General features: G+C 57.4%; 20 protein-coding genes, 4 tRNA genes and 1 riboswitch. Of the genes, 22 read left to right on the top strand and 2 right to left on the bottom strand.

The window, feature by feature from the left end; translation table 11 throughout:
* Positions 1–91 precede the first annotated feature (91 nt).
* From DB51_RS05600 to DB51_RS05585, 4 genes are all read left to right on the top strand, one after another.
* A tRNA-Gly gene (locus DB51_RS05600) sits at positions 92–164 on the top strand.
* Between the two features lie 27 nt (positions 165–191).
* Positions 192–262, top strand: a tRNA-Cys gene (locus DB51_RS05595).
* Positions 263–281: 19 nt separating this feature from the next.
* Positions 282–353 (top strand) — tRNA-Val (locus DB51_RS05590).
* A 28-nt stretch (positions 354–381) separates the two neighbouring features.
* Positions 382–454 (top strand) — tRNA-Val (locus tag DB51_RS05585).
* Positions 455–581: 127 nt separating this feature from the next.
* On the opposite strand, the gene DB51_RS05580 is transcribed toward DB51_RS05585, so the two are convergent.
* Positions 582–1907: a metal-dependent hydrolase family protein gene (locus DB51_RS05580; protein WP_034252431.1), complete on the bottom strand. Its 1326-nt coding sequence runs from the start codon at positions 1905–1907 to the stop codon at positions 582–584.
* 234 nt (positions 1908–2141) lie between these two features.
* The gene (locus tag DB51_RS05575; protein WP_034252430.1) at positions 2142–2822 is read right to left on the bottom strand and encodes a TenA family protein; all 681 of its coding nucleotides are present in this window, start codon (positions 2820–2822) and stop codon (positions 2142–2144) included.
* A gap of 106 nt (positions 2823–2928) precedes the next feature.
* Positions 2929–3019: riboswitch (TPP riboswitch) on the bottom strand.
* A gap of 356 nt (positions 3020–3375) precedes the next feature.
* Between DB51_RS05575 and DB51_RS05570 the strand changes: the two genes are divergently transcribed.
* The 18 genes from DB51_RS05570 to DB51_RS05485 all read left to right on the top strand — a co-directional run bounded on the left by DB51_RS05570 (position 3376) and on the right by DB51_RS05485 (position 23494).
* Positions 3376–4989 carry an extracellular solute-binding protein gene (locus DB51_RS05570; protein WP_034252428.1) on the top strand — a complete coding sequence of 538 codons (1614 nt, stop codon included), beginning with the start codon at positions 3376–3378 and terminating at the stop codon, positions 4987–4989.
* A gap of 180 nt (positions 4990–5169) precedes the next feature.
* Positions 5170–6081, top strand: a complete 912-nt coding sequence (locus DB51_RS05565; RefSeq protein WP_238548354.1) for an ABC transporter permease — start codon at positions 5170–5172, stop codon at positions 6079–6081.
* Between the two features lie 11 nt (positions 6082–6092).
* On the top strand, positions 6093–7058 hold the full coding sequence (locus DB51_RS05560; RefSeq protein WP_034252424.1) for a carbohydrate ABC transporter permease: 966 nt from the start codon (positions 6093–6095) through the stop codon (positions 7056–7058).
* Positions 7059–7172: 114 nt separating this feature from the next.
* Positions 7173–7856: a YesL family protein gene (locus DB51_RS05555; RefSeq protein ID WP_034252421.1), complete on the top strand. Its 684-nt coding sequence runs from the start codon at positions 7173–7175 to the stop codon at positions 7854–7856.
* Positions 7857–7858: 2 nt separating this feature from the next.
* Complete coding sequence (locus DB51_RS05550) at positions 7859–9892, top strand: glycoside hydrolase family protein (RefSeq protein ID WP_051867315.1); 2034 nt, start codon at positions 7859–7861, stop codon at positions 9890–9892.
* Positions 9893–10488: 596 nt separating this feature from the next.
* Complete coding sequence (locus tag DB51_RS05545) at positions 10489–11223, top strand: DUF6574 domain-containing protein (RefSeq protein ID WP_156958249.1); 735 nt, start codon at positions 10489–10491, stop codon at positions 11221–11223.
* Positions 11224–11434: 211 nt separating this feature from the next.
* Positions 11435–12736, top strand: a complete 1302-nt coding sequence (locus DB51_RS05540) for a serine hydrolase (protein ID WP_034252415.1) — start codon at positions 11435–11437, stop codon at positions 12734–12736.
* A gap of 3 nt (positions 12737–12739) precedes the next feature.
* Positions 12740–13744: a serine hydrolase gene (locus DB51_RS05535; protein ID WP_051867314.1), complete on the top strand. Its 1005-nt coding sequence runs from the start codon at positions 12740–12742 to the stop codon at positions 13742–13744.
* Between the two features lie 186 nt (positions 13745–13930).
* Complete coding sequence (thrS, locus tag DB51_RS05530) at positions 13931–15982, top strand: threonine--tRNA ligase (protein WP_034252411.1); 2052 nt, start codon at positions 13931–13933, stop codon at positions 15980–15982.
* A 5-nt stretch (positions 15983–15987) separates the two neighbouring features.
* Entirely contained in the window at positions 15988–16707 is a 720-nt protein-coding gene (locus tag DB51_RS05525; RefSeq protein ID WP_084674578.1) for an HIT family protein, read from the top strand.
* Positions 16707–17369, top strand: a complete 663-nt coding sequence (pgsA, locus tag DB51_RS05520; RefSeq protein ID WP_034252407.1) for a phosphatidylinositol phosphate synthase — start codon at positions 16707–16709, stop codon at positions 17367–17369. The genes DB51_RS05525 and pgsA overlap by 1 nt, the downstream gene beginning before the upstream one ends.
* A gap of 9 nt (positions 17370–17378) precedes the next feature.
* Positions 17379–18389 (top strand): phosphatidylinositol mannoside acyltransferase, encoded by a 1011-nt coding sequence (locus tag DB51_RS05515; protein ID WP_034252405.1) that lies wholly within the window; start codon positions 17379–17381, stop codon positions 18387–18389.
* Positions 18390–18392: 3 nt separating this feature from the next.
* Positions 18393–19589 carry a glycosyltransferase family 4 protein gene (locus tag DB51_RS05510; RefSeq protein ID WP_051867313.1) on the top strand — a complete coding sequence of 399 codons (1197 nt, stop codon included), beginning with the start codon at positions 18393–18395 and terminating at the stop codon, positions 19587–19589.
* 103 nt (positions 19590–19692) lie between these two features.
* The gene (locus DB51_RS05505; protein WP_034252402.1) at positions 19693–20448 is read left to right on the top strand and encodes a YebC/PmpR family DNA-binding transcriptional regulator; all 756 of its coding nucleotides are present in this window, start codon (positions 19693–19695) and stop codon (positions 20446–20448) included.
* 6 nt (positions 20449–20454) lie between these two features.
* Complete coding sequence (ruvC, locus tag DB51_RS05500) at positions 20455–21036, top strand: crossover junction endodeoxyribonuclease RuvC (RefSeq protein WP_034252400.1); 582 nt, start codon at positions 20455–20457, stop codon at positions 21034–21036.
* A gap of 273 nt (positions 21037–21309) precedes the next feature.
* Positions 21310–21921 carry a Holliday junction branch migration protein RuvA gene (ruvA, locus tag DB51_RS05495; protein WP_034252398.1) on the top strand — a complete coding sequence of 204 codons (612 nt, stop codon included), beginning with the start codon at positions 21310–21312 and terminating at the stop codon, positions 21919–21921.
* Between the two features lies 1 nt (position 21922).
* Complete coding sequence (ruvB, locus tag DB51_RS05490; protein ID WP_034252396.1) at positions 21923–22990, top strand: Holliday junction branch migration DNA helicase RuvB; 1068 nt, start codon at positions 21923–21925, stop codon at positions 22988–22990.
* 75 nt (positions 22991–23065) lie between these two features.
* The gene (locus DB51_RS05485) at positions 23066–23494 is read left to right on the top strand and encodes a preprotein translocase subunit YajC (RefSeq protein WP_034252395.1); all 429 of its coding nucleotides are present in this window, start codon (positions 23066–23068) and stop codon (positions 23492–23494) included.
* Positions 23495–23501: the final 7 nt, after the last annotated feature.

The raw sequence follows: 23501 nt of genomic DNA, 5'->3' as shown, positions 1-23501 counted from the left end.
ACGCGACACGCAATTTGCATAATCCCATACATGTAGTTATAGTAGTGACTCGTGCTTGGAGGTAAGCATTCAGGCATGAAAACGCAGTAATGCGGGCATAGCTTAGTTGGTAAAGCGCGACCTTGCCAAGGTCGAGACCGCGGGTTCGAGTCCCGTTGCCCGCTCGAGGTCCGAGACATAAGACCAGTCACGGTGGGTTAGCCAAGCGGTTAGGCAGCGGCCTGCAAAGCCGTTTAGACGAGTTCGACTCTCGTACCCACCTCGAAGTCGAGAGACTGACCGGGCGGTTGGCGCAGCGGTAGCGCACTTCCCTGACACGGAAGGGGTCACTGGTTCGATCCCAGTATCGCCCACAAGGACACCGAGTCCTTTCACAAACTCGGGCGATTGGCGCAGCGGCTAGCGCACTTCGTTCACACCGAAGGGGTCGCAGGTTCGATTCCTGCATCGCCCACAGTAATACTTCTTATAGCGGGCGTTTGTGCTCGCTGTTTTTGGATTTGGCAGCACTCAGGATAGATTCCGAAATCTTTGACCGGCGCCGGACCCTTTCAGGTCAGTGAGGTGTGTTTTCCCCGCTGTCAAGCCAGCATTGCGTCTAGCTCAGTGTCAATATCGTCGAAGCGTTGTACTCGTGGGTTTTTCAGGACTGTTCCGCGCGTGACAACGAGTTCCGGATGCACGAAGCTTCCCCAATCGAGTAATGGGTTTTCTGCGAGTAGGAGCATGTCTGCGGAGAAACCCTTGCCGATCTGCCCGGTGATGCCATCGAGTCCCAGGATTCTGGCATTCTCCCGAGTGGCGGCATGGATGGCTTGGATGGGTGTCAATCCACCGAAACGCTGTAACAGCGCCAATTCGCGCCAGGAATTGTATTGGGTCACCAAGGTCATGCCCGTATCGGTGCCCATGCCGATGGCAATGCCGTGTGCTTTCGCATCATGGATGCCCTGGATCATCTCGTCTACTGCTATATGGGCATTCGCAACCACGATGTCGCTGACCCCGGTAATGTCCTGGTCGAGCTTCACCAGCGGCAGCGCTGCGGACAGCGTGGGAATCAGGGCTGACCAGCCCCGCAGCGACAAAGGATTGTCGTGAAAGAGGTCAACGATCTCATCATTCATCGCACAACCGTGTTCAATGGTATCCACGCCTGCACGTAATGCCATGGTTACGCCTCGTGCGCTCTGTGCATGCGCCGCAACCAGCAGACCGGCTTGGTGGGCTTCCACGCATACGGCGGCCATCTCTTCTTCGCTCATTTGAGGACGTCCCGCATCGCCGATTTTTCTGGCATCGGTGACGCCACCTGTCGCGGCGATTTTTATTGCGCTGACGCCATTCATGATATTGATACGCGTGTTCTTCCTCGCCTGCCAGGGTGAATCGCCAATCATGGCTATCTGCGGGCTGCCATGACCTCCGGTGATCGCCAGGAGCGGTCCGGATGCTAGCATCCGTGCACCAAGCTCCTTGCCGCTGTCGAATCTGCGTTGCAAGGCAACGGCCTCATATCCCACGTCTCCGACTGTGCGGAACGTCGTCACGCCAGACAGCAGCAAAGTTCTGGCGTTGACCTGCGCACGTCGTCTTGACAGCACAGTTCCGATGGGGCTGTGGAGCACTGAGCTGACGGCGTGTTGGAAGGTCGCACCTGTCAGAAGCTCGGGCAGCGGCTTTCCATCTGAGAAAAGATGCACATGAGCGTTGATCAGCCCGGGAAGTAGATATTTGCCTCTGCCATCGACCCGGTGGCAACCCTCCGGGATTGTCGTCGTGTCTCGAGGTCCGACAGCGGTGATGGTACCCTTACCGTCCACGACGACGTTGTACCCTCGCAGCAGACCGTCTCCGGCGCGCTCGTTGACGATATTGACATTACCGATGGCGAAAGAAGCATTCATCGTATTCGTCCCCTTGCTTGGTCATGTAGCTCAGGGGCGTCCGGATTGGGTTGCAAACCATTCATACGGCACCTAGGAGCCAGGCGTGGACATCCGCCACATATCAGCATCATAGCGCTCGGTTATGGCGATTAAAGTGTAGTGGCCCCGGTATCCGTACCGGATTACTGTCGTGGACACGACAGCGGCTCACGCACACGATGCCCGCAGCATGCGTGAGCTCGGCTGAGGTGCTCAGCCCCGTACGACCTTATCCCTGCCGTCTTCCCACGCATACGCGTCATCGAAGAACCCTAGTTCATAATGCACGGCATTGGCGAAGCAGTCGGCGACGTCGTCATTCTCGGGGTCGGCAACCCTGTTGAATTCTTCGATGAGGAAATCCACCCATTCGGTGAAGTCCTCGCCGCGATGCACCTCTACCCATCCCACGTTCTGAGCTTTTTCGGGCATGCTTGTCCCGTGGGCGGTACGTTCTTCGGCCCAGTCCAGATACATGGATTCCGCCACGACCAGAACGGCCAGGGCCTGGGCGTATGAGTGCGCATCCACGGTCTGTCGGTACAGCTTTCTGAAACCTGTGGAGGCAGGCGTCAGCTCAGGGGAGAGCAGCTCCTCCTCGCTGACGTTGAACTGGCTGAATCGTTCATGAAAATAGGAATTCTCATCGTTCGCGATGAATCCCAGTTGCTGTCCTAGCCTGACCTTCGCGGACATGGTGTCGGCAGTGGCTATAGCCTCTCCCATCAGCGAATAGAAATCGTATGAAAACTGCCAGTCCTGAATCAGATAGCCACGGAGCGTCTTGTCGTCGAGACGGTCATTCACCAGTTCGTTCACAAAACGATGGTTGACGGCCCGCCCCCAATCCTTTGCATAACGGGTTTTCAATGTGTCGTAGGCAGTGGCGTTCATCGTGCGACCCTCCAAGACAGATGCTGAGTATGGTCGGCCGCATGCAGTCCAAGGCATGTCTGGCCGCTCCATGAGGGTCTAGCAGGAATTTGTGGTGATGTTCTCAGAGTCATAGAAATGACATCCCTTCGTCAGTATTAGCTGTATCAGGTTCGACGGGTTTTTCTCAGCCTGGTAGGGCACCCCGTGTCGGGAGAAACACTACATCGCGGCAAGGATGACCGTCGCGGACATGGGCATGTCGCTTCATACAGTGGGTACAGCGGTTATGGGCGCCTGCAGGAGGGAAGCATCACCGCTTTCCACTGATTGCAGGGCCTTGCGCGCGGCGTGCACAAGGCAATCTACACTGTGTCGAGGCAGATGAACGGTGAAGTGGCACGAAACGCTGTCAATCGTTTGACGTAAAACGATTGACGTGTTATTTTGAATTCAGCATTCCAGCAGAGCAGCAACGGATACGCATTACTGCGGTTCGTACGGAATGCACAGCAACTTCTGGTTTCGTCGAAGACGAGGCAGTTGGGGAAGAACAGAATGAAAGGAAGAAATCATGGCACGACGAGGTGCTAAACAGCGCTTGTTCTCATTGGCAGCAGCGGCGCTTGCATCAACGATGGTTCTTGCCGGATGCGGAGGTTCCGGAAGCGACGAGGCCACCGTTGACGCCAATGGAAAGCCGATTGTAAAAATTCTGATTACACGCTATTCCACGGATGTGGCGATGAAATCGATGAAGTGGACGAAGGATATCGAAAGCGCCTGCGACTGCACCATCAAGTGGGACGATGTCGCTGATTCCTCATGGAGTCAGCAGAAGTCTGCGGTTCTGGCTTCCGGAGATGTGCCCGATGTCTCTATCTTCACCTTCGATCCCACGGACGGCGAGCAGTATCCCTACTTCGAGGATTTGTCGAAGCATATGGACCAGATGCCGAATGTGAAGAAATTCTTCGACACCCAGACCAGCGCCAAGAAGATGGTTGCGGACAAGGAAGGGCACGTCTACGTCCTGCCCTCGGACAGGGGCGAGAACTACCGTGTGTCCTCGAACCATATGTTCATCAACAAGACATGGCTCGACAAGCTCGGTCTGCAGATGCCGACCACCTGGGATGAATTGACCAAGGTGCTTACCGCATTCAAGACGCAGGACCCGAACGGCAACGGCAAGGCCGACGAGGTACCCTTCAACATGCGACGTATCGACACCACCGGATTCTCCCTGTGGAACCCCTTCGTGCTGTTGAATTCGATGGGCATCACCACCAGCTTTGCAGGCACCTCACCGTCATTCCAAGGTATTTACGTCAAGGACGGCAAAGTAGGCAACTTCCTGGAAAGCGATGCTTACAAGAGTGTGGTCAAGTATCTGCACTCCCTGATGGAGCAGGGTCTGATTCCTGCCGACGCCTTGACTCGAGAGGATTCCGCCATCACCGCCGATACGGTGAGCGACGGGCAGACCGCCAAGAGCGGCATGATCGTCGGCTGGGCGACCACGGACTTCGAGAAGCTGCAGGACCAGTACGTCGCACTGCCTTCACTCAAGGCCACGGCCTCGACTCCAGACTCGGACGTTACCTGGGACGCATCCCAGGACCTGACGGAACTCTCCAACCACGCCATCGCCGTATCCAAGGACGCTCCGAACAAGGAAGCCATCTACAAGGTCGTCAATGCGCTCTACGGCGAGAAGGTCTCGGTCCAGCAGTACTACGGCGACATCCCCGAGGACGTCACGAGTTCCGACAACAGCACCTACACGGTAAACGACCGCTGCTTCGACTCGAGCACGAAGGACCCGTGCAAGGCCACCGCGGATCGTTTCGCAGGCTGGATTCCGGATAATGCGACCATCAAGAACGACAAGGCCAGCGAAGCCCTGCGAGAGGCCGACTCCGCCTACACCAAGGCCTTCGCGAACGTGGATGAGACCAAGGATGTGATGCCGATCTACGTGCGTCCGGATGTGGACGACCAGACCACCATCACCAACAACAACACCGCGGTCCTGAACTACGCGTTGACCAAAACGGCAACCTGGATTCAGAAGGGTGGCGTGGACGCCGATTGGGACGCCTATGTCAAGAAGCTCGACAGCGTGGGTCTGACACAGAACGTCAAACTGTGGCAGAAGTACTACGACGAGTACACCAAGAACTGATCACAGGCTAGCTAACGCAATCGGAAGGGAAGCGCAATGACCCAGAGCGCAACAGTCGCAAGCGTAGCGGCCGGGCAGACACAGGTAACCCCTGGTATGCAGGATTCTACGCAAATGGTTCCAGTCGCAGCGGCAGCGACAACAGGCAAGACGCGCAAACGTCGTGAAAAGCACCCGGCCATGCCGAAGAACGGTTCATTCGTCTCACGGCTACGGGAACATTTCAGGCGCTACTGGCAATTATGGCTGATGGTGACACCGGCCATGTGCTTCATCGGGCTGTTCGCCTACGTCCCCATGTACGGTGTTCAGCTCGCCTTCCGAGATTTCATTCCCAGCAAGGGCCTCACCGGAGGCCCTTGGGTCGGACTCAAGTATTTCAAGCAGTTCCTGGAATCTCCGATGTTCGGCAATATCATGAAGAACACCATCTCCATAAGTCTGTGGACCATGGTGATGGGTTTCATCGCCCCGATTATCCTGGCCCTGCTGATCAACCAGATCGGCAGCACCAAGGTCAAGGGATTCGTGCAGACGATCACCTACATGCCGCACTTCATCTCGACCGTGGTCATCGTGGCCATGATCAATATCTTCCTCACTCCGGGCACGGGTCTTCTGGGCCGTTTCCTCGGTGACACCAGCCTTCTGGGCAATCCGAACATGTTTACGCCGATCTACTGGATCACCGAGGTCTGGCAGCATGTCGGCTGGAACTCGATTATCTATCTCGCCGCGCTGTCAAGCGTCGACACGGCACTGTACGAAGCCGCGAAGGTAGATGGAGCACGCCGCTTCCAACTCATTCGCTACGTGGACTTCCCGACCATTCTGCCGACCTGCGGAATTCTGCTCATCCTCAACATGGGCAGCGTGCTCAATGTCGGTTTCGAGAAGGTGTTCCTGATGCAGAACGCATTGAACCTCTCATCGTCCGAGGTCATATCGACCTACACCTACAAGATAGGTATCGTGTCGAATCAGTTCTCGTATTCGACGGCAATAGGCCTGTTCAACACCTTAATCAACTTCGTGTTCCTCGTCATCGCCAATGCGATCTCGAAGAGAGTTTCCGAAACAAGTATCTTCTGAGGGGAATCACCATGACATCAGTAAGTTTGCAAGGCAATTCCGAACATCCGGAAAGCTCGAAAATCAGTGGAAGCGGCATTCCCTGGAACAAGAAAACCAAGCAGTCCAAAACCATCAGCGACCATATCGCCGATGCCGTCGTCGCCATTCTGGTGGTCGCGATTATCGCCGTGGTGCTGTATCCACTGTGGTTCATCGTGATAGCCTCCTTCTCCGACCCGACCAAGGTGGCGGTAGGGCAGGTGCTGACACTGCCGAAAGGCACGAACTTCACCGGATACACCAAGATATTCGCTGATTCCAGAATCTGGAACGGCTATAAGAACACCTTGATCTACGCCTTTGCAGGAACGGCGCTGAACATGGTGGTCACACTGCCGGCGGCCTTCGCTCTTTCTCGCTCGGAGTTCAAGCCTCGACGCATCATCATGTTCCTGTTCACCTTCACGATGTTCTTCGGCGGCGGTCTTATCCCCAGCTACCTGCTGTACAAGCAGATAGGCATCCTGAACTCGATGTGGGTGTTCATCCTCCCGGGTGCGGTGAGCGTGTACAACCTCATCATCGCCAGGTCCTTCTTCGAGACCTCCATTCCCGAGGAACTCCATGACGCCGCGCAGATAGACGGCATGTCCTATATCGGGTATTTCGTCAGAATAGTGCTGCCCTTGTCAAGCGCGATCATCGCGGTAATCGCCCTGTACTATTTCGTCGGTCACTGGAATGATTACTTTACCGGCCTGATCTACATCCGCGACGCCAGCAAGCAGCCCTTGCAGAACGTGCTGCAATCGATTCTGCTGGCCAACCAGACCAACTCGAACAGTGCGGGCATGACGGCCGTGGCGGCGCAACGATTCGCTGAACAGATCAAGTACGGCGTGATTATCGTCTCCACCCTCCCGTTGCTGGTCATGTACCCGTTCCTGCAGAAGTATTTCAACAAGGGTGTGATGATCGGCGCCATCAAGGGCTGATTCGAAACGCACGGTCCCGCCGGATGAACCATCCGCAACAATCCGGCGGGACCATACGGCCGCAAGGCCATACGACGGCAATACGTGATGTTATGAAGAATTAGAGGTGTTCTCATGCTTTCCAGGTTCGCAATGAGCTATGAGCGTCTGTGCAGAACGGTGGTGATGATTTTCGTCGTGAATGCGGCGATGTTCTTCCACACCCTGCTCGGCGCGGTGCTGGTAGGGTTTTTCCCTTCGATAGCCGCAGCACACACCTGTTACAGGTCGTGGTTGCTTGACGAGGACAGGTCCTGGACGGTCAAACACACGTGGAAGACCTTCCACCTTGCATGGAAGCAGGAACTGGCATCGGCGAATGCCTTCGGATGGCCCCTGGGGTTGTGCTGGGCACTCTTGATATTCGACTACTGGGTCGTCAACTGGCATGACGTCGGAGGGCACATCGGCATCGCGGTCTCGGGGGCGTTGGTGGTGCTGATCGCCGTATTCGGCGTGTTTACGTTGTTGGCGTGGGTGCTGCGCTCCAATTTCGAGGAGTCGGGTCTTTGGGTAGCCAAGACGACGATGCAGATGGTCATCGCCAGGCCGCTGTCCAGCCTGATGATCACTCTGCTGTTCCTGTTGAATGTCTGGGTGTGGTACACATGGCCGGGCGTCCTGGTCGTGTTCGGATTGTCGATTCCCGCATTTCTCTCAAGCATAGTGGTGTATTCATACGCCAGACTTCCGGGAATGGATATTCACAGCACGGTTTCAGGCGTGAAAGCGCCACGGTACACAACGGAGGGCAAATAGCCATGACATCCACAACGACGCCGCAAAGCATTCTGGAACTTGACGCGAAGACCTTCGACGCACGCGGCTACACGAAAGCGGAATTCTTCGTCGAAACGGACTTCGTCCCGTCGGAGGACAAAGCCGAAGCACAGGCAGGCGTGGCGCTTCTGGAGAGCGGAAGCGAAGAACGACATGAGGCTTTGCTCAGTCGTCCATTGCGCAGAGGTCATATCACCCTCTCCATCAATCCGGGTTCTTCATACCGCTTGGAGGTCTCCCATGCTCGCATCACCTATGCATATCTGTCTGGCGCAGACGACGACCTTGATAGGGGCATTGCCTTCCTGGTCACGCAGGACGGAGGACCAGCCATCGGAGCATGGCGGGAACTCCATGTGCGTGAAATCGACGACCTGGGCGGATGGTACCGTTCCCTGTCGCGGCCACAGGCACATTTCGAACCCTTCGACCATTGGATGAACGACCCCAATGGTCTGTGTCGTTTCCAAGGCAGATACCATATGTTCTTCCAGTTCAACCCCTACGGGTGGAACTGGGACAACATGCATTGGGGCCATGCGGTCAGCACCGATCTCGTGCATTGGACGCACCTGCCGATAGTGCTGTACCCGCAACCGGCTTTGCATGAGGACGACACGCATTCGGGAGGAGCCTTTTCAGGAAGTGCCGTTCCTGTGGATGCGCACGGCAGACCCTGTGCCGGGGACGAGGCACAGGCGATTCGCCTCTTCCTGACCCGGCATATGGAGCGGCACGGCGACCCATCGAGTCTGATCGAATATCAGACGAGCTGTGAATGCAGGGACGGGCTTAGCTTCGGTCCGGAAACCATCGTGGTGGAGAGACCTGATTCCTCGGAGGAATCCACGTCATTGGGGCTCGACTTCAGGGACCCGAAGGTCGAATGGCGATTCCCGGGAGACGACACGCATATGGTTGTGGCCACGAATGTGCCCAAGGACTCGGTTGCACAACAGGAATATCAACTCCAATGGTCGCCTTCATCGGATTTGCGGGACGGTTGGCATGCCGATGGGCCGAACGACGCCAGGGGAGACCGCAAAGGCGATGTCCAGCGCGTGCCGGCCATCGCCGCGTTCGATAGCACCGGCAAGATGATGGCATCCCGCGAGGGATGGCGATACCGTGGAATCGCCTTTGCCGATACGCAGCATACCGAGGCATTTACCTTTGAATGCCCCGATTATTTCCCTCTTGACGGCAATGATGTGGTTGTGGCCGCATTGATGAAATACCGTGACGGCGGAGGACGCTTCCAGCCGGTGATGTGGTACACGGGAGAGAGCCACGACCAGGCTTCAGCCACACGTTCAGGGCGGGACGTGGTCTTCCAGGCTTCCCAGGCGGGCCTGTGCGATTTTGGCAGCGGGTACTACGCGGTGCAATCCTTCGAGGACGACCTCGGCAGGCGCATTGCCATTGCCTGGCTTGCCGATTGGTTCGGAACCAGGACCGAAGGCGCTCATCTCGCCAACGGCGCCATGACGCTGCCCAGGGAGCTGCACGTACGTGACGGCAGACTGTACAGCCATCCGGTTTCCGAAGTGTACGAGCAACTGCTCGGTGCCACGGTGCTCCATCAGGAACTAGGGCCATGCGGCAGTGCGAAGCTCTGCGATGCGAAGGCTCTTAGTGTGCCTATACCGGGGAATGCCTATTACGCGGATATCGTTCTGCAGGACGATGCCGATTTCGACATCACCATCGCCGGCGATGCGCATGGGCATGCAGTGAATCTTGTTCGGGTCTCGGGTGTTACCATGCTGCGAACACTGGGTTCTCAAACCGATGCTTTGGAACTGCACGCGGGCATCACCGACGTGCGACGCATCGAAATCTTCTACGATCGCGGAATCGCGGAGGTATTCCTCAACAACGGAGAAGCGGCTGCGGCTCTGCTCAGTCCCTGCAATGACGAAGAAGGAGCTTTCCGTATGTCACAGGCGTCGCAGGACTCATCGGTTACGGTGGATTTGCGTCGTTTGCATGGCATATGGGAGCATCGCAGGTGATATGACCTCATCACAGGGTATGAGGCAAAACGATGTGCCTGTTCTGCCATAGGAGGTAGAGCAGGCACATGCGGTCAAGAGTTTTCCAACGGTTACGAGTGTTGAAAACACACTTGGACAGCTATCGGATGCCTTTGCGGTGACTCATCGAGTGCAGGCCGGGCATTCACCCATTTTCGTGCTGTATGCATGCAAGTAAGGCCGCAAAAAACTATACAGCCTTTGGTTTGTCCTGACATACTGTTTAGCATTGGCCTGCAATGAGTATCTAAATATCTGGCCCGGAGCATGCCCTATCGCAGATGCCTGCTACGAGCGGAACGAGGGATTCGACTCCTATGAAATCATGCGACTTTTGCAAGGCGGAAAACCCGGAAGAGGCAAAGTTCTGCAGAAACTGCGGCAAAGCTTTCGTTCCCACTGACCTATCCGAGGACACGGAGCAGCGTGATGCACGCCTTGCCGGGACTTCCGCGGAAGAAAGCAAACAGGCGACATCCTCGCAACCCGAATTGCGCCGGGATTCAGCATCCGCCACAACGCGACCCCTTCAAACACCTGCTCCGACATATAGCCCCTCAAATCCTGGGCCTGTCGTGGCACCTGCGGACGCCTCCTCCCTGCCGCCATACGGCCAACAGCGAGCACAGCCACCGGTGCAGATGCCGGTGGCAGTCCCAGTCCGACCGAATGCCTTCACACTCCTGATTCGTTGGCTGTGGGACTCCTTCAAACACCCATCCAGGCTTCAGCGCATCCCCTCGTGGTGGCCCATCGTGCCCATCGCGCTCAATGCCCTGGTGATTGCTTCGACCACCTATGCGATGCTGTCACATCAATATCGTTCGATGTCCAATCTCACGCAGGGCATCAATTCCTTCTTCTCGGATATCGACAGCTCGTACTCCGTTGCGACCAGCATCCCTGTCACGCAACTGTTCAAAACAGCCGTGCTCATGCTGGTCCTTGAATATGCGGTGATTCTCATGACTTATGCCGGCATCAGGATTATGGGCGATACAAGTGTGACCTTCAGTGCGCTTCACCAGGAAATCGGTCAGAAGCTCACCACATTGCTTGCTCCGAATCTGATGGCGCTGGTCTCCGTTCTAATCGGGCTGAACGCATTCGCCATATTCCTGCTGACCGTGGCGATGCTCTTCATCCTCGTGCTTCCCGCAGCCCGACTTGCCGTGGCATCAAATCATCGGAAACTCGACCGGACCTGGATGTGGGGTCTGACCACGCTTCTGGCGGGAGTTGCCATTGCGGTCATCATCCTGATACTGATAATCGGCGGTGTGGCGGAGACCATCGGTTCGCTGTTCTGAGTAAGGCGACGGCGTTCATTTGCGGGACTATCTGCAGGCTTGGGATAACTACACCGGCGAACGCAAGCATCAGCTGAGGATTCACCACATCCCATCTCCCATATCGGAGGGAATGGCTACAGTGAAATTCAGCAGGCGGTAACGACCACTCATACCGAGCATCTGGGGAGATGTCGAGTGGTCGACGGTGAGTTGAGAAGGGGAGCAGCGGATGATTTGTGCGAAGTGCGGAAAGCCTAATGACAAGGACACCAGATTCTGCATAGAATGCGGCGCCAATCTCGTTGAGCAGCAGGAGTCGGTGGCGGCCCCGGCGCAACTACCGGACACGGACACCAGACAAGCCCGTCTGGAGGATTTTGAAATCACCCAGGATGCGTCGAACACTGCGCCTCTTTCCCCGATTTCAGGCCCGGACGGCCCAGCTGTGCCGACGGCACCATCCTTCAAGCCGACGTCGCGAGAGGGCCAGAGCAATCAGCGGACGGCAGATGCCGGTGGCTCCGTTCCGGCGAGCGCATATTATGCAGGCAGGCAAGTCCCAGGGCAGAACAACCCATTGCATGCACAACCCGCCATAACGAACAACTATCCCGGCACACAGATACCTCCGGTCTCCCGCACTCCGAACAGCACGACGAAGGACGGGAAAACACCGTACATCATCATCGCGGCGATTGCCGGAGCTGCGTTCCTGCTGTGTCTGGCGGCCTTCATCACCTACAGCATGGGACTATGGGGAGCACGTTCGCCTTCGTCGTCCAATGCTCCATCAGCTTCCAGCTCCGTAACGCCGTCAAGCACCTCACCAAGCTCGTCGGCCTCGCATACAGCCATCGGATTCGACACCAATGGCCTGAACGCCATCGTCAACGGTGTGTCGACCACGGATGTCGCGGTCGCCGCCACGGTGGATGGCAACACCGCAGCATCAGCCGGAGAGAATACATACAGCTCTCAACAGGCCGATAAGCAGTTCGTCGCCGCAGGTCTGTACCTGCCTATCTATCTGCAGGCCCGCGCACAGAACAACGCCTCGGCACTGACTTCGGCGACAGCGATGGTGCAGAACATGGATAACTCCGCAGGAAATGATGCTATCGCCGCACTTGGCGGACTGGACGCAGTCAGCCAATGGTCCGCGCAACAGGGCTATGCGCAGACATCCTTCGCCAGAGACCTTGGCGATGTTCAGGCCTCGGCCGCAGGCTACGAGAACAGAAGCTCGGCCGCGGACGCCTCTCGAATGCTGGCGACGGCTCAAAACGAGGGGGCCACGGAACTCATGAATTACGATCTCGCCTCGGACGGGGTGAGCATACCGGCCGGAGTGAGCGTAAACGCGCATCGAGGAATGGGCATTCAGAACACCTATAACTATTTCATCACCATGAGCAAAGGGTCGACAAGCATCTCCTTGGCCGTGATGACGCAATCTCAGGGAAAAGAGCGAACAGCGCTGATGACTTCGGCGCTGTTGTCCTCGATGGCGAACTCTTTCGACATGAAGTAATCGATGAGCAGACACACTCCGGCTCATGGTCGCAGACAGCATGAGAATCGCAATCACCGACGAGCCGCCATATGGCTTTCGGCCGCCCTTATCGTGCTCATCGCAGCCGCCTTCACAGCTGGATGGTCCGGATTCGGTCAGCGAGCACAGTCAGACCGGCAATCCCACGGGGGAGCGTCCTCCGAAGCGGTGTCCGAAGGCTACGGTGCCTCACCAGGCACTCTCGAGCGCAGCGAAGCACCCGCAATAGAGGGGAAGAACGTCGCGAGAATGGCGGAGCAACGCAAACTCGACGCTCTGCGCACGCAACTTGAAGAGCAGCTTCAAGGCTATCGGGGAAACTGGCAGGTGTATGTGGCCGATGCCGACAGCGGCGCATCCATCGCCATCAACAACCACCAGCAGCACGCGGCAAGCCTGATCAAGCTGTACATCATGCTTGCCGTATTCCAGGAGATGCATGACGGGCATCTGAACGAAGCCCAGAGCATTGACGAGCTGTTGACCCAGATGATTACCGTCAGCTCCAACCAGGCGGCGAACGACTTGATATCGCAATTGGGTAACGGCGACGATCAGCGTGGGTTCAAGCTCGTCAACGACATCGCCCTGAAGTACGGTTTCACACAGACCTCGTTGAACGATCTGCTGTATGACAGCGGCACACACGATGCGAACAGAAAAACAACCTCCTCGCAGGATTGCGGCCGTTTCATGACTGCAGTGTATGACGGGTCACTGGTCAGCGACGATGCCAGTCAGCGTATGCTGTCGTTGCTTCTGGCACAGACCAGAAGGAGCAAAATACCCGCAGGCCTTCCCGATGGCACCCATGTCGCGAATAAAACGGGGGAGATTCCAGGAACCGAGAACGATGCCGCTCTGGTGTACACCACATCCGGAGCCTACGTCATCACCGTGCTCACGCAAGATATACCGGACTCATCCAACGCCCAGTCGGGCATCAGGGAGATTTCCAGGATGACATGGGAGAGCATGATTGGCTGACCTCTGCGCACCCTCTCCGCAAGGCTTGGCGACCCTTGTGCCTTCCCGACGGGGAAGCCTTGGACTTGTCGCCGTCACCTCATATGGTGGCGTTGTCAAATATCGCGCGTGTGACTTGCATCATGCGCGACCACACACAGTCCAGACCTGCACCTTGTAACGCGGGTCGAGAGTAAGGACGGCACCATGGCAGCCTCGCAGACCATCTCCATCAATCTCAACGGTGATCGCAAGGAGGTGAATGCCACGCAGACCGGCGTCGAACTCTTCGAAGACGACAAGAACATCATTGCGGTGAAGATTGACGGCGAGCCAAGGGATTTGTCCACTCGGCTCCACGACGGGGACAGTGTGGAACCCATCACGCTGGACAGTCCCGAAGGTGTGGCAATCATGCGCCACTCCTGCACCCATGTGATGGCCCAGGCCGTGCAGGAGATTCGTCCGGATGCCAAACTCGGCATCGGTCCGGTGATTGACGACGGTTTCTACTATGACTTCGATGTCGACAAGCCCTTCACTCCGGAGGACCTCAAGGATATCGAGAAGCGCATGCAGCGGATCATCAAATCATCGCAGCGCTTCGAACGACGTGTCGTCACCGAGGAGCAGGCCCGTGAAGAAGAGGCCGGACAGCCATACAAGCTCGAGCTTATAGGTGTCAAGGAAGCTGAGATCGATCAGGAAGCCGCCACCGAGGTATCGACCGGCGAACTGAGCATGTACGACAACATCGACCGCGAAGGCAACGTCGTCTGGAAGGATTTGTGCAGGGGGCCGCATCTGCCCAATACCAGATATATCAAGGCTTTCAAACTGCAACGCACCGCCGCCGCATACTGGCTTGGCAGCGAGAAGAACCCGATGCTGCAACGCATCTACGGCACCGCCTGGCCAAGCAAGGACGAGCTCAAGGCCTACCTCAACCGCATGGAGGAGGCCGCCAAACGCGACCACCGCAAACTGGGCGCGGAGATGGACCTCTTCTCCTTCCCTGACGAGATCGGGCCGGGACTTGCCGTGTTCCACCCCAAGGGCGCCGCAATCATCAATGCGATGGAGGACTATTCGCGCGAGCAGCATCGCAAGCACCATTACAGCTTCGTGCAGACCCCGCATATCACCAAAGGTCATCTCTATGAAATCTCGGGTCATTTGCAGTGGTACAAGGACGGCATGTACCCTCCGATGCACCTGGACGAGGAAACGGATGCCGACGGTCAGGTGACCAAGCAGGGCTTCGACTACTACCTGAAGCCGATGAACTGCCCGATGCACAATCTCATCTTCCGTTCCCGTCAACGCTCATACAAAGAGCTGCCGCTGCGTCTGTTCGAATTCGGCACCGTGTACCGCTATGAGAAGTCGGGCGTCGTCCACGGCCTGACCCGTGTACGAGGGTTGACACAGGATGATTCGCATATCTATTGCACGCGAGAGCAGATGAAGGACGAGCTGAAAAGTCTGCTCAACTTCGTGCTCGGACTGCTCAAGGACTTCGGTCTCAATGACTTCTATCTGGAGCTCTCCACGAAGGACCCACACAAATTCGTCGGCTCCGATGAAGTGTGGGAGGAAGCCACGAACACCTTGGCCGATGTGGCCAAGGATTCGGGTCTCGAGCTGGTAGATGACCCGGGTGGTGCAGCATTCTACGGCCCCAAGATATCCGTTCAGGCACGCGACGCGATCGGCCGCACATGGCAGGTCTCCACAATCCAGCTGGACTTCAATCTGCCGGAGCGTTTCCAACTGGAATACGTTGCCGCGGATGGCTCTCATCAGCGTCCGGTGATGATTCACCGTGCGCTGTTCGGTTCCATCGAACGGTTCTTCGCCATTCTGCTCGAACACTATGCCGGCGCGTTCCCCGCCTGGCTGGCTCCCGTTCAGGTAGAAGCCATACCAGTGGCGGAGGAATACACCGCTCATCTCGAAGGCATCCTGAAACGCCTCGACGACGCCCTGGTGCGCTGTGAAATCGATCGTTCCGACGACCGTTTCGGCAAGAAAATCCGTAATGCCTCGAAGTCCAAGGTGCCCTTCACGCTCATAGCCGGTGAAGATGACCGCAGCAACGATGCGGTGAGCTTCCGATTCCGTGACGGAAGCCAGATCAACGGGGTTCCTGTCGAGCAGGCCATCAACGGCATCACTTCGGCAATCGCCAAGCGTGTGCAGGTCAGCACGGCGCAGGACTTCACCGCGGCAACGGGCATCGCGCAACAGCAGGCTTGAGCAGCATGAAGAGCTTGCATGATGCCGATCCTTCGTCGGACGGGATACCTCGGAATCAGGAGGGCGGGGCAGTGCGCTCCTGCAAGAGCGCATCCTCGGAATCCGACGAATCCTCGGCATGCAGGGCGGTCGATGGTGCCGTCAGATGTGATTTGCCTTCGGATTTTCCTCCTCGGGAGGATCACATCGAGCGACTGTGGACCCCGCAGCGGATGGCATACGTTCTGGCCCCGAAAGGTAATGACGGCACTAAGGAACAAGCATGCCCCTTCTGCGAAGCTCCGAGGAAAACGGATGAGGACGGTCTGATCGTGTGGAGAGGCGCACGGGTGTTCGTCATCATGAATCTCTATCCATACAACGTCGGTCATGTCATGGTATGCCCGTATCGACATGTCGGCATGCTGACGGACCTGAACGACGATGAGCTGTTCGAATTCGAAAAGGTCAGCACACAGGCCATGCGCGTGATGGCGGAGGTCTCGCACCCGGACGGATGGAATCTTGGCATCAACCAAGGCGATGTCGCCGGAGCAGGGGTTGCGTCGCATCTGCATCAGCACATCGTTCCGCGTTGGAACGGTGATGCGAACTTCATGCCCATCGTGGCGCAGACGCGAACCATGCCCATATTGCTGTCAGACCAGCGTAAAGCCTATGCCGATATGTTCTTGAAGCTATTCGGGGGAGAAACCGAACAACGGCCCGAGGAGAAGGAAATCTGATGTTTGAGCATCTGCGTAAACCGTGGAAGCGGCTGATCGCCCCGATTGCACGAGGCCTCGTCTCGATGGGTGTGACTGCCAACGTCGTGACGGTGGTCGGCGCCGCCGGAACCGTGGTGGTGTCCATCGCCACTGGTTTGACCGGATGGCTGCTTCCAGGAGCCGTTCTTCTGACGATTCTGGTGATATTCGACTCGCTTGACGGCTCGGTGGCGGCACTCACCGGTGGCGGCACACAGTTCGGTGCGTTCCTCGACTCGACCTTGGATCGGATTGCGGATTGGGCGGTGCTGACCGGGGTGATTATCTACTTCCATCGCACAATCGCCTCTTCTGACAGTTCAACCTTGCAGAACTGGTCCGAAATAGGCATGTATGCCGCTCTGTTCTCGGTTATGACATCCTTCGTGACGTCCTATGCCCGCGCTCGTGCAGAAGCCGAAGGGCATGAGGCCAAAAACGGCATCGCCACACGCTCGGACAGACTGGTGATCATTTTGGTAGGCATGGCATTGACGGGAATCGGCCTTCCTTCCGCGGTACTCGCATGCTGCATGATTCTTCTGGCCGTACTCGGCGTGGTCACCGTATGGCAGAGAATCTGGCATGTCTCGCGGAGCATGAGCACTTCGCCCAGGCCCGCGGATCCGAACCATCAGTAAGAGAGAGATATGAACGCCGTACTCAGTGCCCTGGCACGTCATGCCTCATGGTTCCCTGAGGGCCTTATCAGACTGCTGTTCATGGGAGTCGCCGATATCGCCTGGCTGTTCAGACTCGGTGGTGTGCGCCAGTTGGAGCGCAACCTTTGCCGCGTGCTGACGCATCGAGACGATGTACCCGGCCGTCGCCAACTGAGACGGGTCTCGCGACAGGCGATGAAGTCGTATTTCCTGTACTTCGCCGAGGCACTGACGGTCGGAGCCAGAAGCTCCGAGCAGCTCAAAGCCCGCGTCAGAGGTGAAGGGGAAGGGCTGTCCTCGATTCGCAGGCAATGCGTGGAATCCTCGGCACCTATCGCCATGGGTCATCAAGGCAACTGGGACTATGCGGGCTTCTGGGCAAACGACGCCATAGCTCCGGTCACGACGGTGGCCGAACGTCTGAGCGATGAAAGAATGCTGCACACCTTCGTGAACATCAGGGAACAGCTGGGCATGACCATTCTTCTGACAGGTCATCAGGGTCTGACCGGGCGACTTGAACAGGCTCTGCAGCAGCCGCATGTGGTGGTGCCTCTTCTGGCCGATCGAGATCTCAGCAGACACGGCGTTTTCGTGCAGGCATTCGGATCGACCATTCGTGTGGCGCGCGGACCAGCCACCATCGCCCTGAAGAGCGGAAGACCCTTGTACGTGGTCAACATGCATACCGAGGCGCTGCATGGAAAACGCAAACACGCGGCGGGTGTGGGCTCGGGACAGGTATGCACGGTCAGCGGACCGATTCTTCCCGAGGACTACGCCGGCATGGCCGCTGAGGACGCCGTACAGGCGGTGTCACAGGCCTGGGTGAACGTTTGGGCAGCCGGAATCGAGGACCATCCGGAGGACTGGCACATGCTGCAGCCCATCTTCATCGAAGATCTCGATATGCAGCGGCTTCATGGGGTTCCGGAGGATATCCGCACGGATATTGACACCGTGTCTGAACGCGCACGGGCGCGAAGTGAAAGAATATGACATATGCCTTCTGAATCTGAACGACCTCGGGTGAGCGAACTCGAAGACCCTCTAGCCGGGCGCAAACTCAAAGTAGGCATCATCAGCCCGTATTCCTTTGAGACACCCGGCGGAGTGCAACTGCACATCCGGGATTTCGCCAAGCAACTCATATCCCGAGGACACGATGTGGAAGTCCTCGCGCCAGGTAGACGCACCCACGACATGCCGCTGTGGGTGCAGACCACGGGCAGCTCCTTCGCGATACCCTACAACGGTTCCGTCGCCAACCTCAGTTACTTCGGCTGGGTCGGGTCCACCACGAGGCGATGGGTGAAACAGGGGCACTTCGACATCGTGCACCTGCACGAACCCGAAGTCCCGAGCATCAGCCACAAACCACTGATACCCGGTTTCGACCCATGTCCCTACGTGGCGACCTTCCACGCTTCCTTCGACACCTATCCGCTGGCTTTGAAATGCACACAGCTGTATCTACGTTCGTATCTGTCGAATATCCGTTCCGCGATCTGCGTGAGTGATTCGGCACTGGAGACGGCGAGCCATTACCTCGATCCCGCCACGGATATTTCCGTCATTCCGAACGGCATCAACACCGCGTCCTTCATCGCAGCGTCCAAGAAACGCGAATGGCAGGGCACTCCAGAATCCCCGACCATCGGATTCCTCGGACGTATGGGCGAGGACCGCAAGGGATTCGCCGTATTCGCGAGGGCGGCCTCGTACATTCTCGAGCGTTATCCAAAAGCCCGTTTCCTCTGCGTCGGCGACGGGGAATCCGACGGTCGAAAGATTCTTTCGTCCTTCCCTGAACGTCTGCTTGAAGCCACGGAGTTTCTCGGTCGCATCAGCGACGAGGACAAAGCCTCCTTCTACAAGAGTCTGACGGTGTATGTCGCTCCTCAAATCGGAGGAGAAAGCTTCGGCATCGTCCTTGCCGAGGCCATGGCGGCCGGATGTCCTACCGTCGCATCGGATCTCAAAGCCTTCAAAGCGGTTTCGCAGGAGGGGACGGCCGCACGCCTGTTCACCAATGGCGACGCCCATGACTGTGCCCGAGTCGTCATGGAGCTCATCGATGACGACGAGGCGCGTCAGGAGCTTTCCGCACGTGGTTCGGCCCGTGCCTGTGACTATGACTGGTCCGAGGTCACCAGAAGCGTTCTGTCCATCTATGCCAAAGCACTCCAAAACCGTTAGTGCATACGGCGTGAATGCTTGCTGTGCGAGGAATCGGCGCACCATTGTCTGAGAGACACCCTAAACTCGTTCTCGTTTAATGTATCGATTTGTCAGGAGCGAAATGTCAGGGCATTCCAAGTGGGCCACCACCAAGCATAAGAAGGCTGCCATCGACGCCAAGCGCGGCAAGCTCTTCGCTAAGCTGATTAAGAATATCGAGATCGCGGCACGTACCGGTGGCGGCGACCCCGACGGAAACCCGACCTTGTACGATGCCATCGTCAAAGCCAAGAAGTCCTCAGTCCCGGCGGACAACATCACTCGTGCAGTCAAGCGCGGCTCGGGCGAAGAGGCGGGTGCGGCGAATTACGAGGACATCGTCTATGAAGGCTATGCCCCTGCCGGAGTCGGGCTCATCATCGAATGCCTCACCGACAACCGCAACAGAGCGGCTGCTGAGGTGCGCTCGACCTTGACGAAGTTCGGCGGCTCACTGGCACAGAACGGTTCCGTCAGCTTCAATTTCGAGCGCAAAGGTCAGATTGTCGTTCCCGCCGAAGGCAACGACTACGATAAGGTCTTTGAAATCGCCGCAGAAGCCGGTGCCGAAGATGTCACGGACGGCGAGGAGAGCTATGCGGTAATCACTGACCCAAGCGATATGGTCACAGTGCGCAAGGCTCTTCAGGATGCCGGAATCGATTACGATTCAGCCGATTTGGTGCTTAATCCCAAGAGTGAGGTCGAACTCGACATCGACTCCGCTCGCAAGGTCGTCAAGCTCATCGACAATCTCGACGATCTCGACGATGTGCAGAACCTCTACTACAACTGGACCGCGTCTGACGAAGTCATGGCCCAATTGGACGAGGAGTAATCCGCAGTGATTATTCTCGGCGTCGACCCCGGGCTCACGCGCTGCGGGGTCGGCGTTATCGAAGCCGGCGCATCACGCCGGCTTTCCTTTATTCATGTGGATGTCGTGCGTTCTGCGCCGGCCCAGAGTCAGGATATTCGTCTGCTCACGATTTTCAATGGACTGTCTGCAAAGATGGATGCCTTCGCTCCCGATGCGGTGTCGATAGAGCGGGTGTTCGCGCAATCCAACAGGAATACGGTGCTCGGCACCGCCCAGGCAGCGGGACTGGCTATGCTTGCAGCGGCGCAGCGTGGCATCCCCGTGGCACTGCACACGCCTACTGAGGCGAAACTCGCGATAACCGGTAATGGCAAGGCAGAGAAAATTCAGATGGAGCGTATGGTAACCACCATACTGAAACTCGACCGCCTGCCCACACCGGCTGATGCGGCGGATGCCTTGGCACTGGCGATATGCCACGCGCTGCGACCGGGAGGCGCCCTTCAGGGCGGAGAACGCGAAGAGCATCTGACACAGGCGCAACGGCAATGGGCCGCCGCCAGTCAGCGAGCGACAAAGAGACGCGGAGTCGGCCGGGGCATGTAGTCTATCGAACATGTGTTCTAATCAAGGTCGTGTACCATGTGCTCATGCCAGGGCGAACAGAAGGTGGCACTGGCCCTCTGACGGTTGCCAAGATGTGGGTCGTTCTTCCTTGAGGCCGCAGAGCACTCCGTGGCACAGTCCGACGCTATGGCACTACCCTGTGTCGCGATACCTTCAGGTGCGACGTGACCGAGTATTGTGCGAGGGTAATCCGGACAGCAGAGCGGTACGCACGCCGAAAGCGATAAGCAGCAGAGGAAGCAGGATGCACGCATGATTGGGTTACTATCCGGAACCGTGATAGGCGTAGAAAGCGACACCGTACTGCTCGACGTTTCCGGCGTCGGCTTCGAGGTGCGCATGCCTTCTGCTGATCTTGCATCATTGCATGCGGGGAGTCCCGCACAGATTTTCACCACCATGAACGTGTCGCAGGACGCCATCACCCTTTTCGGTTTTCTTTCTCGCTCATCCAAACAACTGTTCATCCGCTTGCAGAAGGTCAGCGGCATCGGCCCCAAGGTCGCTCTGTCACTGCTTTCGACATTGCGGCCCGAACAGCTCATCGCTTCCATCGAGGCAGGAGACTCCGGAGCCTTGGCCAAGGCTCCCGGGCTGGGACGCAAGGGCGCACAGAAAATCATCCTCGAATTGGCGGGAAGACTGGAAGTGCCCGAGCGATCCACAGGGGATTCCGAGGAGAACCTGGATTCGGGCAGCCAGCAGGTGGTGCAGGGATTGGTATCGTTGGGGTGGCAGATGAGAGATGCCGAACAGGCCGTGCAGAACGTCTGCCGCGACGGGGAATATGCCCTGCCGCTCTCGACGCAGGACATTCCGAAGGTGCTGAAACTCGCACTGACCTCATTGGACAGGGGCCGCTGAAATGAACGACGATACACGCACAGGCATCACCAAGAACGCAGGGGCGAATGAAGACTCCCTGCGAATGGTGTCGGCCGATCCGATCAGCGGCGAAGTGCTCAGCGACGAGGAACTCAGGCCCGACACACTTGACGGTTTCATCGGACAGCCGCGTCTCAAGGCTCAGCTCGGTCTTTTCCTCGACGCCGCACGCAAGAGGGATGTGGCGCCCGACCACATCCTGCTCGCCGGTCCTCCAGGACTCGGCAAGACCACCCTCGCCATGATTGTGGCCAAGGAAATGAACGTGCCGATACGGATTACTTCAGGTCCGGCGATTCAGCATGCCGGAGACCTCGCCTCGATGCTCAGCTCGCTGGAGAGCGGGGAGATTCTCTTCATCGACGAGATACACCGGCTTCCCCGAGCCGCCGAGGAATTGCTGTATATTGCGATGGAGGATTTTCGTGTCGATGTCATGGTCGGCAAAGGTCCCGGTGCATCTTCCATACCGCTGACGCTGCCTCGCTTCACCGTGGTTGGTGCCACCACTCGTGAAGGCATGCTGCCTTCACCGTTGCGTGCGCGTTTCGGATTCACCGCGCATCTGGACTTCTATCCGCATGAGGAACTCGAACGATTGATCGAGCGCTCCGCCTCCGTGCTCCAGGTCGCGCTCGTCGGCGATGCGGCGACCGAGCTCTCCCTACGTTCACGAGGTACACCGCGCATAGCCAACCGTCTTCTGCGACGTGTGCGTGACTGGGCCGTTGTGCACGATCTCATCGAGGTGAGCTCCGACGACGTGCGGCAGGCTTTGAGTCTGTACCAGATAGACACCGAAGGATTGGACAGGCTCGACATCGCCGTACTCTCCGCAGTGGTCAAGCAGTTCAACGGCGGTCCCGTCGGTTTGAACAACCTGTCGGCCATGGTCGGGGAGGAGGCAGAAACCGTTGAAACCGTGTGTGAACCATACTTGGTTCGCGAGGGTTTCCTGATGCGGACACCCAAAGGACGGGTCGCCACGGACAAGGCCTGGAGGCATCTTGGGCTTGAAGCTCACACCGATGTCAGTAAGCTGTTCTAAAATCTAGGTTTTGGATGTGTTGAATTCTTCACGCTTCTGCGCCTCCGATACCCCCCGATACTAAGGAGTTAGCCAATGGAATATGGTTTTATGATCATTGTCATCGTGTTCATGGTCGGACTGATGTGGTGGCAATCACGCAAATCCAAGCAGCAACAGAGCAAAGTTCAGGACTTCCGTCAGTCTCTGCAGCCAGGAACCGCGGTAGCCACGTTTTCAGGCCTGATCGGCACCGTGGTTTCCGTCGAGCTCGACAAGGATCAGATCGTCATTGATTCGGAAGGCTCGCAGTCACGTTGGCGCATTCAGGCCATCACCGAGCCCCCTGTCGTACCGGCCTATGTGTCGGATGATGAAGTCGACGAAGAGGGCAACCCTCTGGTTACGGCGGAAAATTCGGATCAGGCTCAGGTTCCTGTGGAAGGTCCGTCCGCTCAGCAGGTAATCGACGTGGAAAGCGTACCCGAGACGCCGGCAAGCGAACAGCAGCAGACAAACAAGTAGTCACAGC

The organism is Bifidobacterium crudilactis, assembly GCF_000738005.1.
Classification (GTDB): Bacteria; Actinomycetota; Actinomycetes; order Actinomycetales; family Bifidobacteriaceae; genus Bombiscardovia; species Bombiscardovia crudilactis.
Note: the sequence above shows the minus strand (reverse complement) of the source record. Positions and strands in the feature narration are given on the sequence as shown.